The sequence below is a fragment of the Enterobacter cloacae complex sp. 277I4 genome, from assembly GCF_050031465.1.
Classification (GTDB): Bacteria; Pseudomonadota; Gammaproteobacteria; order Enterobacterales; family Enterobacteriaceae; genus Enterobacter; species Enterobacter cloacae.
Genome location: NZ_JBLGWC010000001.1, coordinates 1,944,252 through 1,958,585, shown reverse-complemented (window position 1 = coordinate 1,958,585; position 14,334 = coordinate 1,944,252). Strand labels below are relative to the sequence as shown.

13 protein-coding genes are annotated in these 14,334 nt (G+C 53.9%); 6 read left to right on the top strand and 7 right to left on the bottom strand.

Annotated elements, in window-relative coordinates; all coding sequences use genetic code 11:
* Positions 1-72 precede the first annotated feature (72 nt).
* Positions 73-1,194: a cupin domain-containing protein gene (locus tag ACQG19_RS09375; RefSeq protein ID WP_038419119.1), complete on the top strand. Its 1,122-nt coding sequence runs from the start codon at positions 73-75 to the stop codon at positions 1,192-1,194.
* 89 nt (positions 1,195-1,283) lie between these two features.
* Here ACQG19_RS09375 and pepT read toward each other — a convergent pair whose 3' ends face one another.
* The gene (gene pepT / locus ACQG19_RS09370) at positions 1,284-2,507 is read right to left on the bottom strand and encodes a peptidase T (RefSeq protein WP_013097087.1); all 1,224 of its coding nucleotides are present in this window, start codon (positions 2,505-2,507) and stop codon (positions 1,284-1,286) included.
* A 160-nt stretch (positions 2,508-2,667) separates the two neighbouring features.
* On the opposite strand from pepT, the gene ACQG19_RS09365 reads away from it, so the two are divergent.
* From ACQG19_RS09365 to potD, 5 genes are all read left to right on the top strand, one after another.
* The gene (locus ACQG19_RS09365; RefSeq protein ID WP_000427623.1) at positions 2,668-3,672 is read left to right on the top strand and encodes an IS110-like element IS4321 family transposase; all 1,005 of its coding nucleotides are present in this window, start codon (positions 2,668-2,670) and stop codon (positions 3,670-3,672) included.
* 428 nt (positions 3,673-4,100) lie between these two features.
* Entirely contained in the window at positions 4,101-5,219 is a 1,119-nt protein-coding gene (gene potA / locus ACQG19_RS09360; protein WP_048971504.1) for a spermidine/putrescine ABC transporter ATP-binding protein PotA, read from the top strand.
* Positions 5,203-6,060, top strand: coding sequence for a spermidine/putrescine ABC transporter permease PotB (potB, locus tag ACQG19_RS09355; RefSeq protein ID WP_013097090.1), 858 nt, complete (start codon positions 5,203-5,205; stop codon positions 6,058-6,060). The genes potA and potB overlap by 17 nt, the downstream gene beginning before the upstream one ends.
* The gene (potC, locus tag ACQG19_RS09350) at positions 6,057-6,848 is read left to right on the top strand and encodes a spermidine/putrescine ABC transporter permease PotC (protein WP_013097091.1); all 792 of its coding nucleotides are present in this window, start codon (positions 6,057-6,059) and stop codon (positions 6,846-6,848) included. The genes potB and potC overlap by 4 nt, the downstream gene beginning before the upstream one ends.
* Complete coding sequence (potD, locus tag ACQG19_RS09345; RefSeq protein ID WP_013097092.1) at positions 6,845-7,879, top strand: spermidine/putrescine ABC transporter substrate-binding protein PotD; 1,035 nt, start codon at positions 6,845-6,847, stop codon at positions 7,877-7,879. The genes potC and potD overlap by 4 nt, the downstream gene beginning before the upstream one ends.
* Before the next feature lie 43 nt (positions 7,880-7,922).
* Here the strand turns inward: potD and ACQG19_RS09340 are convergent, their stop codons facing one another.
* The 6 genes from ACQG19_RS09340 to lolC form a co-directional block, all read right to left on the bottom strand.
* The gene (locus ACQG19_RS09340; RefSeq protein ID WP_048971501.1) at positions 7,923-9,152 is read right to left on the bottom strand and encodes an EAL and HDOD domain-containing protein; all 1,230 of its coding nucleotides are present in this window, start codon (positions 9,150-9,152) and stop codon (positions 7,923-7,925) included.
* A gap of 225 nt (positions 9,153-9,377) precedes the next feature.
* Entirely contained in the window at positions 9,378-10,199 is an 822-nt protein-coding gene (cobB, locus tag ACQG19_RS09335; protein ID WP_029881967.1) for a Sir2 family NAD+-dependent deacetylase, read from the bottom strand.
* 14 nt (positions 10,200-10,213) lie between these two features.
* Positions 10,214-11,125: an N-acetylglucosamine kinase gene (gene nagK / locus ACQG19_RS09330; protein ID WP_038979828.1), complete on the bottom strand. Its 912-nt coding sequence runs from the start codon at positions 11,123-11,125 to the stop codon at positions 10,214-10,216.
* Positions 11,126-11,178: 53 nt separating this feature from the next.
* A complete protein-coding gene (gene lolE, locus ACQG19_RS09325; protein WP_048971500.1) occupies positions 11,179-12,423 on the bottom strand; it encodes a lipoprotein-releasing ABC transporter permease subunit LolE in 1,245 nt (414 codons plus the stop codon).
* Positions 12,423-13,124, bottom strand: coding sequence for a lipoprotein-releasing ABC transporter ATP-binding protein LolD (gene lolD / locus ACQG19_RS09320; protein ID WP_013097097.1), 702 nt, complete (start codon positions 13,122-13,124; stop codon positions 12,423-12,425). Before lolD ends, lolE begins: the two co-directional genes overlap by 1 nt.
* Positions 13,117-14,316: a lipoprotein-releasing ABC transporter permease subunit LolC gene (gene lolC, locus ACQG19_RS09315; RefSeq protein WP_013097098.1), complete on the bottom strand. Its 1,200-nt coding sequence runs from the start codon at positions 14,314-14,316 to the stop codon at positions 13,117-13,119. The genes lolD and lolC overlap by 8 nt, the downstream gene beginning before the upstream one ends.
* Between the last annotated feature and the right edge of the window lie 18 nt (positions 14,317-14,334).

Below are 14,334 nucleotides of genomic sequence, written 5' to 3'. Positions count from 1 at the left end.
GCGGATCTCGCACCCAGGCTTCTGCGCTTCCGTTATAATCCGACTCAGTAAGAGCCTGCGGAATAAAAAAATATGGATTATCACTTAGCACTGAACTGGCCCGAGTTTATTGAACGCTACTGGCAGAAACGCCCGGTAGTTCTTAAGCGCGGGTTCAGCAATTTTGTCGACCCTATCTCGCCTGACGAACTGGCTGGCCTGGCCATGGAAAACGAAGTCGACAGCCGCCTGGTGAGCCACCAGGATGGAAAATGGCAGGTCAACCATGGTCCTTTCGAAAGCTACGATCACCTCGGTGAAAATAACTGGTCATTACTGGTGCAGGCGGTCAACCACTGGCACGAGCCGACGGCAGCCTTAATGCGCCCGTTCCGCGCCCTGCCCGACTGGCGAATGGACGATCTGATGATCTCCTTCTCCGTGCCAGGGGGCGGCGTTGGCCCACATCTGGATCAGTACGATGTGTTTATCATTCAGGGGACCGGCCGCCGTCGCTGGCGCGTGGGTGAAAAAGTGCCGATGAAACAGCACTGCCCGCATCCTGACCTGCTTCAGGTAGATCCGTTTGACGGGATCATCGACGAAGAGCTGGAGCCGGGAGATATTCTTTATATTCCGCCGGGATTCCCACATGAAGGCTACTCGCTGGAAAACTCCCTCAATTATTCTGTCGGATTCCGCGCGCCAAGTGGTCGTGAGATGATCAGCGGTTTTGCCGATTACGTACTGCAACGCGAGCTTGGCAGCCATCGCTACAGCGATCCGGATGTGCCCTCCCGCGAGCATCCGGCAGACATTCTGCCAGCAGAACTGGATAAGCTGCGCGGCATGATGCTGGATCTGATCAACGAGCCGGAACATTTCAGACAGTGGTTTGGTGAATTTATCAGCCAGTCACGTCACGAGCTGGATGTGGCACCTCCGGAGCCGCCGTATCAGGCCGACGAGATTTATGATGCGCTGCAGCAGGGTGACAAGCTGGTTCGCCTGGGTGGGTTACGCGTGCTGCGCATCGGTGAAGATGTCTTCGTCAACGGCGAGAAGCTGGATTCTCCGCATCGCCCGGCGCTGGAAGCCATCGCCAGCCATCTGGTACTGACTGCCGATACCTTTGGCGACGCCCTGGAAGATCCCTCTTTCCTCGCCATGCTTGCCGCGCTGGTCAACAGCGGATATTGGTTCTTTGAGGACTGAGTTGTAATGTATTGCCGGGTGGCGGCTACGCCTTACCCGGCCTACCTGTTCCCGTAGGCCCGGTAAGCGCAGCGCCACCGGGCGATGTCTTAACGCTTCGCGGTTAACTCCGCAATCCGCACAATCACCTTCACCGCTTTCTCCATTCCTTCCAGCGTCACAAACTCATGCTTACCATGATAGTTGTATCCCCCGGTAAAGAGATTCGGGCACGGCAATCCCATGAAGGACAGTTGCGAACCGTCGGTGCCGCCGCGAATCGGCTTCAGCACCGGTTCAATATCGCAGTCGCGCATGGCCTGCTGGGCGATATCCAGGATATGCGGATGCTCCATAACCTTCTCGCGCATATTGTAGTAGCTGTCTTCAATAATCAGCTCAATATAGCAGTCCGGGTGTAGCCCCTTACCCACCTTCTTCGCGATTTCCATCATCTTACGCTTGCGTGCTTCGAACGCTTTACGGTCAAAGTCACGCACGATGTAGTGCATCTGCGCGCTGTCCACCGTGCCTTTGATGCTGGTCAGGTGGTAAAAACCTTCATAACCTTCGGTCTGCTCCGGGCTCTCATTCGCCGGGACTTCCGCATGAATACGGGACGCCAGCGACAGCGCATTCACCATCACACCTTTGGCGGAGCCAGGATGCACATTATTACCCACAATTTTGATGGTCACGGACGCGGCATTGAAGTTTTCAAACTCCAGTTCGCCCACGCCACCGCCGTCCACGGTATAGGCCCACTGCGCGTTAAAGGCTTCGACATCAAAATGTTTCGCCCCCTTGCCCACCTCTTCATCCGGCGTAAAGGCCACACGGATATCACCGTGCGGAATATTTTTTCCTTTCAGCACCGCCAGTGCCGTCATGATCTCCGCGATACCCGCTTTGTCATCTGCCCCCAGCAGCGTTTTGCCATCCGTGGTGATCAGCGTCTGCCCGAGCAGCTGATGCAGCACCGGGAACATCACCGGCGAAAGCACTTCGTCACCTATTCCCAGCGCAATGTCACCGCCACGGTAGTTTTCCACAATCTGCGGATTAACATGTTTACCGCTAAAATCCGGAGAGGTGTCGACATGGGAGATAAAGCCAATCGCCGGAATATCACCGGGGACGTTGGCAGGCAGCGTTCCCATCACAGTGCCTTTTTCGCTCAGGGTGACATTGACCAGCCCCATGGCCTCAAGCTGCTCTTTGAGCAGGTTTAATAACTTCCACTGGCCTTCGGTGCTTGGCACCTGGCGGACACCCGGTTTAGATTGGGTATCCAGCGAAACGTACTGTAAAAAACGCTCAAGTAATTTATCCATGCAGTCACCCTCACTTTTTGTGACAACATTATCAATAAGCATCAAAACGCAAATATTGCGTCAGGTCACTTTTATCCCGCAAACGAGAATATTTAATGAGATGGTCACTCCCTCCTTCCCGGTACTATGCTGAGGACAGGCTTTCATTCGGAGAACTATCATGGAAAACATTGCGCTCATTGGTATCGATCTGGGTAAAAACTCTTTCCATATTCATTGCCAGGATCGTCGCGGGAAGGCTGTTTACCGTAAAAAATTTACCCGGCCAAAGTTGATCGAATTTTTGGCGACATGCCCCGCTACAACCATCGCAATGGAAGCCTGTGGCGGTTCTCACTTTATGGCACGCAAGTTGGAAGAGTTGGGGCATTCCCCAAAGCTGATATCACCACAATTTGTCCGCCCGTTCGTTAAAAGCAATAAAAACGACTTTGTCGACGCCGAAGCTATTTGTGAAGCTGCATCGCGTCCGTCTATGCGTTTTGTGCAGCCCAGAACGGAATCTCAGCAGGCAATGCGGGCTCTGCATCGTGTCCGTGAATCCCTGGTTCAGGATAAGGTAAAAACAACCAATCAAATGCATGCTTTTCTGCTGGAATTTGGCATTAGCGTTCCCCGAGGAGCTGCCGTTATTAGCCGACTGAGTACCATTCTTGAGGATAATAGTTTGCCTCTTTACCTCAGCCAGTTATTGCTGAAATTACAACAGCATTATCACTATCTTGTTGAGCAGATTAAAGATTTGGAATCCCAGTTGAAACGAAAGTTGGACGAAGATGAGGTTGGACAGCGCTTGCTGAGCATTCCCTGCGTCGGAACACTGACAGCGAGTACTATTTCAACTGAGATTGGCGACGGGAAGCAGTACGCCAGCAGCCGTGACTTTGCGGCGGCAACAGGGCTTGTACCTCGGCAGTACAGCACGGGAGGTAGGACGACATTGCTGGGAATTAGTAAGCGAGGTAATAAAAAGATCCGAACTTTGTTGGTTCAATGTGCCAGGGTATTCATACAAAAACTGGAACACCAGTCTGGCAAATTGGCCGATTGGGTCAGGGATTTACTGTGCCGGAAAAGCAACTTTGTCGTCACTTGTGCTCTGGCAAACAAGCTGGCCAGAATAGCCTGGGCCCTAACGGCACGACAGCAAACTTATGTAGCATAACGGCAGAAATACACCGGTTTAAAGAATTACTGATCTGGTTTTGCGAATACTGATATTGATGATACTAACGGCCCACCGGCCTGTTGAGGAACCTGTAAAACGGAAAGGCTCATTGAAGCCGTATATTTTCTGGAGGTTCATCAGGCGCGGAACTCATCAAGGCGCGGGAATAAAATCCCATTCAGACGCCGGATAGATTCAAGCAAGCCAACTTGTCGTCAAAATCGGTGTTGCAAAAACGGGAGTGACCATAGATTCCGTTTATATCGTGTACGTCAGTAAATGTAGCTTATGAATCAGTGACAAGGATTGGCGATTACAGTGGTTTGCCGTAGAATGTCCGCCCTCATTACGAGTCACCAAGGTGGTTACACACAAACCCCGCTTCGGTCTGCTGCCCGGAGCGTCTATATGGGACAGCGCAAAAATTGAATACTCAATCCCGTTCACGTTCACCACTGGTGCAACTGGAACGAATTCGTAAAAGTTTTGATGGTAAAGATGTCATTTCCGACCTCAACCTGACCATCAATAATGGTGAATTCCTCACGCTGCTTGGCCCTTCTGGCTGCGGCAAGACAACCGTACTGCGCCTTATCGCCGGGCTGGAAAGCGTCGATAGCGGCCATATCCACCTTGAAAAGCAGGACATTACCCAGGTCCCCGCTGAAGATCGTCACGTTAACACCGTCTTTCAAAGCTATGCTTTGTTCCCGCACATGACCGTGTTTGAAAACGTTGCGTTTGGTCTGCGGATGCAAAAAACACCGGCCAGCGAGATCCCGCCGCGCGTGACCGAGGCTCTACGGATGGTACAGCTGGAGGAGTTTGCTCAACGCAAACCGCATCAGCTGTCTGGTGGTCAACAGCAACGTGTGGCCATCGCCCGTGCGGTGGTCAACAAACCGCGTCTGCTTCTGCTGGATGAGTCCCTCTCCGCGCTGGACTACAAACTGCGCAAGCAGATGCAGAACGAGCTTAAGGCCCTGCAGCGTAAGCTCGGCATCACCTTCGTCTTTGTGACGCATGACCAGGAAGAAGCGCTCACCATGTCTGACCGTATCGTGGTGATGCGTGATGGTAAAATCGAGCAGGACGGCACGCCGCGTGAAATTTACGAAGAGCCGAAAAACCTGTTTGTGGCGAGCTTCATTGGCGAGATCAATATCTTCAACGCCACGGTTGTCGAGCGTCTGGATGAGCAGCGCGTTCGGGCGAATGTCGAAGGCCGCGAGTGCAATATCACCGTTAATTTTGCCGTTGAGAAGGGACAAAAGCTCAACGTGCTGTTACGCCCGGAAGATCTGCGCGTCGAGGAGATCCACGGCAATGCGCAAGCCGAAGGATTGATCGGCTATATCCGCGAGCGTAATTACAAGGGGATGACGCTGGAATCCGTTGTCGAACTGGAAAACGGTAAGATGGTGATGGTCAGCGAGTTCTTTAACGAGGACGACCCGGACTTTGATCACTCGCTCGATCAAAAAATGGTTATTAACTGGGTAGAAAGCTGGGAGGTTGTGCTGGCTGATGAAGAACACAAGTAAATTCCAGAATGTGGTGATTGCCACGATCGTCGGTTGGCTTGTGTTGTTTGTCTTTTTACCCAACCTGATGATCATCGCCACCAGCTTCCTGACCCGCGACGATGCCCACTTTGTGGCGCTGGTCTTTACGCTGGATAACTACTCACGTCTGCTCGATCCGCTCTACTTTGATGTGCTGCTGCACTCATTGAACATGGCGCTGATCGCCACCGTTGCCTGCCTGGTGCTGGGGTATCCCTTCGCGTGGTTCCTGGCGCGTCTGCCACAAAAAATCCGCCCGCTGCTGCTCTTTTTACTGATTGTGCCGTTCTGGACCAACTCCTTAATTCGCATCTACGGGCTGAAAATTTTCCTCAGCACCAAAGGCTATCTGAACGAGTTTCTGCTGTGGCTGGGGGTGATTGATACGCCAATCCGCATTATGTTTACCCCGGGCGCGGTGATTATTGGTCTGGTCTATATCCTGCTGCCGTTTATGGTGATGCCGCTCTACTCCAGCATTGAGAAGCTGGATAAACCGCTGCTGGAAGCGGCCAAAGATCTGGGGGCGAATAAGCTGCAGACCTTTATCCGCATTATCATTCCGCTGACGATGCCCGGCATTATCGCAGGCTGTCTGCTGGTGATGCTTCCGGCGATGGGCTTGTTCTACGTCTCTGACCTGATGGGCGGTGCGAAAAACCTGCTGATCGGAAACGTGATTAAGAGCCAGTTCCTTAACATTCGCGACTGGCCGTTCGGCTCCGCCACCAGCATTACGCTGACGGTGGTGATGGGTCTGATGCTGCTGGTTTACTGGCGCGCGTCGCGGCTGCTGAATAAGAAGGTGGAACTCGAATGATCGGTCGACTGCTTCGCGGCGGTTTTATGACCGCCATTTACGCTTACCTGTATATTCCGATTATCATTTTGATCGTGAACTCGTTCAACAGTTCACGCTTCGGGATCAACTGGCAGGGCTTTACCACTAACTGGTACAGCCTGCTGATGAACAACGACAGCCTGCTCCAGGCCGCGCAGCACTCATTAACCATGGCGATTTTTTCAGCAACGTTCGCCACGCTGATTGGTTCGCTCACCGCCGTGGCACTGTATCGCTACCGCTTTCGCGGTAAACCGTTCGTCAGCGGCATGCTGTTTGTGGTGATGATGTCACCGGATATCGTCATGGCGATTTCTCTGCTGGTACTGTTTATGCTGCTGGGTGTCCAGCTCGGCTTCTGGTCGCTGCTGTTTTCCCACATCACCTTCTGCCTGCCATTTGTGGTGGTGACGGTCTATGCACGCCTGAAAGGCTTTGATGTGCGTATGCTGGAGGCCGCAAAAGATCTCGGCGCCAGCGAGATGACCATTTTGCGCAAAATTATCCTGCCGCTGGCGATGCCCGCCGTCGCGGCCGGGTGGCTGCTCAGCTTCACCCTGTCGATGGATGACGTTGTGGTCTCCTCTTTTGTGACCGGGCCGAGCTATGAAATTCTGCCGTTGAAAATCTATTCGATGGTGAAAGTCGGCGTCTCGCCTGAGGTGAACGCGCTGGCGACCATACTGTTAGTGTTCTCTCTGGTACTGGTGATTGCCAGCCAGATTATTGCTCGTGATAAAACAAAATCTCAGGGGACAATGAAATGAAAAAAATGCTTGCCGCTGCGGCACTGGTGCTCGGAATGGGCGTCGCGCACGCTGATGACAGCAAAACGCTCTACTTCTATAACTGGACTGAGTATGTGCCGCCGGGTCTGCTGGAGCAGTTCACCAAAGAGACGGGCATTAAGGTCATCTACTCTACCTACGAGTCCAATGAAACCATGTACGCCAAGCTTAAAACGTACAAGGACGGCGCGTACGATCTGGTGGTGCCATCGACCTACTTCGTCGACAAGATGCGTAAAGAGGGCATGATCCAGAAGATCGACAAGTCGAAGCTGACCAACTTCAACAACCTCGATCCGCAGATGCTCAACAAACCGTTCGATCCGAACAACGACTACTCCATTCCGTACATCTGGGGTGCGACCGCCATCGGGGTTAACAGCGAAGCAATCGATCCTAAAACCGTCACCCAGTGGGCCGACCTGTGGAAGCCTGAATACAAAGGCAGCCTGCTGTTAACCGACGATGCCCGTGAAGTGTTCCAGGTGGCGCTGCGCAAGCTGGGTTACTCGGGCAACACAACGGACCCGAAAGAGATTGAAGCGGCCTATAACGAGCTGAAAAAACTGATGCCTAACGTGGCGGCGTTCAACTCCGATAACCCGGCGAACCCGTACATGGAAGGAGAAGTGAATCTCGGCATGGTGTGGAACGGCTCTGCATGGGTTGCGCGTCAGGCCGGTACGCCGCTGGAGGTCGTCTGGCCGAAAGAAGGCGGTATCTTCTGGATGGACAGCCTGGCTATTCCTGCCAATGCGAAAAACGTTGACGGTGCCCTGAAGCTCATTAACTTCCTGCTGCGCCCGGACGTGGCGAAGCAGGTTGCCGAGACTATTGGCTACCCAACGCCAAACCTGGCCGCCCGCAAGCTACTGAAGCCTGAAGTGGCGAATGATAAATCCCTCTACCCGGATGCCGACACCATCAGCAAAGGTGAATGGCAAAACGATGTCGGCGACGCGAGCCGTCTGTATGAAGAGTATTACCAGAAATTAAAAGCCGGCCGATAAGGGCCGCAGTCTGGCTCCTCACGTCGCCACGCCGTGAGGGGCCTTAACCCGCCGCATTTTCCCCCGCCCAGATCGTCGCCATTCTCATGGCATCGACAACGTCGTCATCCGACAGCCCAAGACCGTTCGCTATCCTGGCCGCCTCCTCCCACTCCTGCTGTTCATAGTGGCGGCACAGCGTCACCATATCGGCTAACACGCCTTCCTGATGACACAGGGCCTGGCTGACAGCCTGCGGCACCGCAATTTGCTTCATCAACTCCGCCATTGGCAATTCAAGCAAGGTATCAAGCAGAGAGAACAGGCCACACATAAACGCGTTTTCCGCGAGCCCCGGCGCAGGCATCTTCTCTGCAATCAGCTCACAGAATTTGCCCCGCATCATGCTCAGAGGATACAGCTCGTCGACGGTGTCGTTGCCGGCACTGGCCAGCACCACCACCGCAACAAAGCGTCGCAGCTGATTTTCCCCCAGATACCTGAGGACTTCGCTGAGCGTTAACTTGCTAAAATTGCAGGCACCGACGTGTTTAAACGCCGTGTGTTTCATATAACGCATGATCTTATAGGACAAGGTGAGATCGGTTTTTATTAACGACTCGATGATCCGAAAATCAGGTTTATTCCGCCCTACTTCCATCTGCAGGCGGAAAATCGCCAGTTGATTTTGTGATAAGCGTTTATATTTAATCACTTCAGGGCGACAGAAAAAGTAACCCTGAAAAAGCGAAAAACCGGCATCACGATAGCGTTTGAATTCCTCTTTAGTCTCAACTTTTTCAGCGAGATACTTTATATGGTGGGTCAGGTTTTTGCGAGTATTCAGGTAATCCTGAATTTGCGCTAAGGTATAATTTCTGACATCAAATTTAAGTACAGAAATATAGGGTAAAAAGCGATCCCATTCCGGCGCGAGGGTAAAATCATCAAGCGCAAAGCGATATCCGTGCGCATTCATCTCTTTCACAGCCTGCAATAACGCCTCGCCGGGAACCGCATCTTCAAGGATCTCAATGACCACGCTCTCCTTGTCCAGCGCTTCACCGCTGCGGTCGATGACCATTCTGGATGGAAAGTTGATAAACAAGGTCTGTGTCCCGGCGATACGCTGAGACGGTACAGATAAAAAATGATCGGATATCATTCTGGATGTTGCATATTCTGCCGATACATCCGGAAAACGGTTTGCCATCCCATCCCTGAAAAGCAGTTCATAAGCTACCGTATTCATATCCGGGTTAAAAATGGGTTGTCTCGCAATAAATCCGTACATATCCCATCCTCCTTATCGACGTTATATTTATTAGCATCCTCTTTCTACACCACGATAACGAGCATTATTAAGCACTATTTTGAGTGAATGCACAAAATAATAGCATCCACACTAATTAACAGGGCTTATATTGTGGTTTAGTAAACATCATTAATGGTAATTTCAGCGGACGAGTTTATAAAAAAAAAGCACCCACTGAATGGGTGCCTTTTCACACTGTCGCCATTACAGACCTTTGAGCAGCTTGTCGACGAACTCGGGTACGACCTCGCTTGCCAGCCCATAGTGCTTCTCTTCAAACTCGCTTCCCACCTGGCTGGGTTCGAGGTTGAGCTCTACGGTATGCGCACCGTGCAGACGCGCTTCGTGAACAAACCCCGCCGCCGGATAGACATGCCCTGACGTACCAATGGCGATAAACACATCCGCCATGGCCAGCGCGCTGTAAATCTCATCCATCCCCAGCGGCATTTCACCAAACCAGACCACATGCGGACGCAGACGCGAAGGGAACTGGCAGCAGTGACATTTATCCTCAGGCAGCACGTCCTCTTTCCAGTCCAGCACCTGGCCGCTCCAGGCACAGCGCACCTTCAGTAGCTCGCCGTGCATGTGGATGATGTTTTTGTTGCCGGCTCGCTCGTGCAGGTTATCAATGTTCTGCGTAACCAGCAGAAAACGGTCACCCAGCGCCTCCTCCAGCTTCGCCAGCGCCAGGTGCGCCGGATTAGGCGCTATTTCTGGCTGCTGAAGCTGACGACGGCGGGCATTGTAAAATGCCTGCACAAGATCCGGGTCACGGGCGAAGCCTTCTGGTGTCGCCACATCCTCCACACGGTGCTCTTCCCACAACCCGTCCGCAGCACGGAAGGTTCGAATACCGGACTCGGCAGAGATCCCCGCCCCGGTCAGCACCACCACTCTGGGTTTATCCATCGCTTCTGGCATCATTCTGTCTCTGAAAAAGATCCGCTGGCGCAAGCGCTCACGTAAGCGGCGTTTATTTTTGCGAAAACGGCTGAGTCGACCCTGGCGACGCGACAGCATAGTAACCTCGTAAACTAGTCGGTGAGATGAAGGAATGCGGCTCCGCGCATGCCTCCTGCGTCCCCGTGTCGCGCACGTTCAATACGCGGCACGCGGGCGACTGGCAATAAATGTCGGGGCAGACGCCCGGACAGGTGTTCCGTTATCGCGGTAAAGTTTGATAACCCGCCCCCAATCACCAGCAGATCCGGATCGACGATGGTGAGGATATTCCCCAGACACACCGCCAGCAGATCGAGATAACGTTCAACGTGCTCTCGCGCCTGCGCATCGCCTTGCTCCCACAGGGTAATGATTTGAGGGGCTTCGAGTTTCTGATGATAGAAGTGTTCGTAAAGCCATGCAAACCCACGACCTGACAGGTAGTTCTCAATACAGCCATGCTGACCACAGCCGCAGCGGGTAAGCGGGAAATCGCGTCCCACGACCTCAAGCGCGTCTACCGGTAAACGGATATGACCAAACTCTCCCGTGATATAGCTGCGCCCGGTGATCGGTTTGCCATTAATAACAATTCCCCCGCCAACGCCGGTGCCAAGGATCAACCCCATCACCAGCGGATAGTGACGGAATTCATCATCCCAGGCTTCAGAGAGCGCAAAGCAGTTGGCATCGTTATCTAAACGCACGTCGCGTTCAAGGAGAGCAGAGAGATCGGCGCGCAGCGGTTTGCCGCTGGCAGCAGGTACGTTGGCGGCATACAGCGTGCCGTCGTCGGTTTCAGGCATGCCTGGAATACCGATGCCGACGCTGCCTTTCACGCCAAAGCGTTCATCCGCTTGCGCCACCAGCGCGGCAATGGCGGTTAAAAATTCATCGTAGCTTTCGCGCGGCGTGGGAACGCGGGTTTCCCACTGCAGTTTGAGATCGTTATCAAACGCGCCGAGCGCAATTTTGGTGCCGCCAATATCAAATCCGTAATACATAACGCATTCCTCTTTTAACCTGGCGGCCCGTAAGCCGCTAGATCATGACGTAATTACTGGCCACTTAATACCCTCGCCGGATCAATTCGGCTTGCGCGACGCGCCGGATACCAGCTTGCCAGCAGACTCAGTAAAAGTGCTGTAACCAGCACATAAATAACGTCCAGCCAGTGCAATTCAGACGGCAGGAAGTCAATAAAATAGATATCACCCGACAGGAACTGGTGGCCGATCAGCTTCTCAATCCCGTTGATGATTGGCGTGAGCTGTAACGACACCACGACGCCAATCACCACCCCGCACAGGCTACCGAACAGCCCCGCCAGCAGACCATACCAGACGAAGATGGCGCGAATAAGACCGTCCTTTGCCCCAAGGGTACGCAGAACCGCGATGTCGCCACTTTTGTCTTTGACCGCCATAACCAGCGTCGAGACGATATTAAAGCACGCTACACCAATCACCAGCACCATCGCCAGATACATGATGGCGCGGATCATCTGGATATCACGATACATATACCCGTAAGTGCCGATCCAGCTTTTGATGTAGACATAGTTATTGGTCACGCTGCCCGCATCACGCACCAGTTTATTGGCATTGAAGACGTCGTTAACCTTAATGGCGATGCCCGTCACGCTGTCGCCCATGTCCAGATACTGACGTGCGTCTTCCAGCGGTACCATTGCAAAGCTGTGATCGAGTTGACCGCTCAGTTGCAGGATGCCGGTGACGTGCAGACGCACGCGCTTAGGCTGCTGCAATTTATGGTCAGCGCTGGCGTTTGGGATCATGATCGACACCCAGTCGCCCTGCTTCACTTTCAGCGCGTCGGCCACACCTTTGCCCATGATGATCTGTTGCTCACCGGCCTTAAAGTTTGCCCACGCACCGTTCTGCACATACTTCGGCAGCGCGCTCAGACGCGCCTCCTGCGCCGGGTTCACCCCTTTCACCTGGATGGCGCGCAGGTTAACACCGCTTTCCACCAGCCCTGTGAAGTTAATATAAGGTGCAGCGGCGGCAATGCCCGGCACGTTTTCCACTTTGCTGAGGGCATCATGCCAGTTGTTCCACGGCTGATTAACCGGTTCGATTTCGCCGTGCGGCACAACGGCCAGAATACGGTTATTCAGCTCACGCTCAAAACCGTTCATGGCGCTTAATCCCACAATCAATACCGCCACGCCGAGCGCAATACCGATGGTGGAGATCACCGAGATCAGGGAGACCATCCCGCCGCGACGGCGGCCACGACTGAAGCGTAGCCCGATGAGTAACGATAACGGTGAGGCCATTACTCCGCTCCCATCAGAGTCAGTTCAGCGTTCAGATGACCATCACGCATCTCAAGCTGGCGCCCCATCCGTTTTGCCAGCTGCAAATCGTGGGTCACCACCAGAAACGCCGTCCCCTGTGAGGCATTCAGCTCACCCAGAAGCTGGAAAATACTGTCAGCATTGCGCGCATCCAGGTTGCCGGTTGGTTCATCCGCCAGCACCAGACGCGGGTTGTTCACCAGCGCACGGGCAATTGCTACACGCTGACGCTCGCCACCGGACAGCTCAGACGGACGGTGGTCACCGCGATGCCCCAGGCCTACGGCTTTCAGCATGTCGCTGGCACGGGCATTAATTTCTGCCGGTTTCTTTTTACCAATCAGCAAAGGCATCGCCACGTTTTCCAGCGCAGTGAAATCTGGCAACAGATGGTGGAACTGGTAGATAAAGCCCAGCTCACGGTTACGCAGCTCCGCTTTTGCCGCAGAAGACATTTTGCTCATCGGCTGGCCTGAGAAAATTACGTCGCCACTGGTCGGCGTATCCAGCCCGCCCAGCAGGTGTAATAAGGTACTTTTGCCGGAACCGGAGCTGCCGACAATCGCCATCATCTCGCCTTCGCCCACGCTGAAGCTCACATTGTGCAGCACATCAGTCTGTACAGAGCCTTCCTGATAGCGTTTGGACAGGTTGTCGCATTGCAACAGGATCTTATTCATAACGTAAAGCCTCAGCGGGTTGAGTGGCGGCAGCGCGCCAGGAAGGATAGAGCGTAGAAAGCAGCGCAATGGCCATCGCGGCCAGCGCAATACCGACCACCTGCAGCGGTTCGATAGCAACCGGCAGCGCCGCGCCATCAAGCAGCGCGCCGATGATCGGCATTAAGTTATTCAACTGACTGGCCAGCAGCGCCCCGAGAACGGCCCCGAGTAACGCGCCAATGATCCCGGCGCTGGCCCCCTGCACCATAAAGACGGCCATAATCTGGCGCGGCGTCAGCCCCTGGGTTTGCAGGATGGCAACTTCGCCCTGCTTTTCCATTACCATCAGACCAAGCGAGGTGATGATGTTAAACGCCGCGACCGCGACGATCAGGCTCAGCAGCAGGCCCATCATATTTTTTTCCATACGCACAGCCTGGAACAGTTCGCCTTTACGCTCGCGCCAGTCCTGCCATTTTGTGCCTTCCGGCAAGGTTTGCTGGCTGAGGGTATCGACCTTCAGCGGTGCGTCGAGCCACAGACGCCAGCCGGTAATGTTGCCCACCGGATAACGCATCAGACGCGAAGCATCCTGGATATTCATGAGCATCTGGTAGCCGTCAACTTCGCTGTTGGCGGCAAACGTGCCAATAACCGTGAACAGACGCTGGCTGGGCAAACGTCCCATCGGCGTAAACTGGCTGGCAGACGGCACCATCACGCGCAGCTGGTCGCCACGGTTCACGCCAAGCTGCCCGGCAAGCTGCTCGCCGAGGATCACGTTGTATTTTCCCGCTTCCAGATCGCTTTGCTTCACGTTGACCAGATACGGCGTGAGCGGATCTTTTTGCGCCGGGTCAATCCCCAGCATGACGCCCACCGCCACGCTGCGGGCGCTTTGCAGGACGACATCGCCCGTTGTCACCGGCGCAACGCGCGTGACACCCTGTAACTTCGCCGCACTTTCCGGCAGTTGTTGCGGGTTAACGGAACCGTTGGTTGAAGAGAGAATGGCCTGCGGCATCAGCCCCAGGATGTTGTTTTGCAGCTCGCGCTCAAAGCCGTTCATGACGGAAAGCACCGTCACCAGAGCCATCACGCCAAGCGTAATGCCAATAGTCGAAAGCCAGGAGACAAAGCGACCGAAACGGTCCGCGGCGCGCCCACGCATGTAGCGTAAGCCTATGAAGAGTGCGACAGGTTGATACATGAAGTCCGTCTGTTTGCT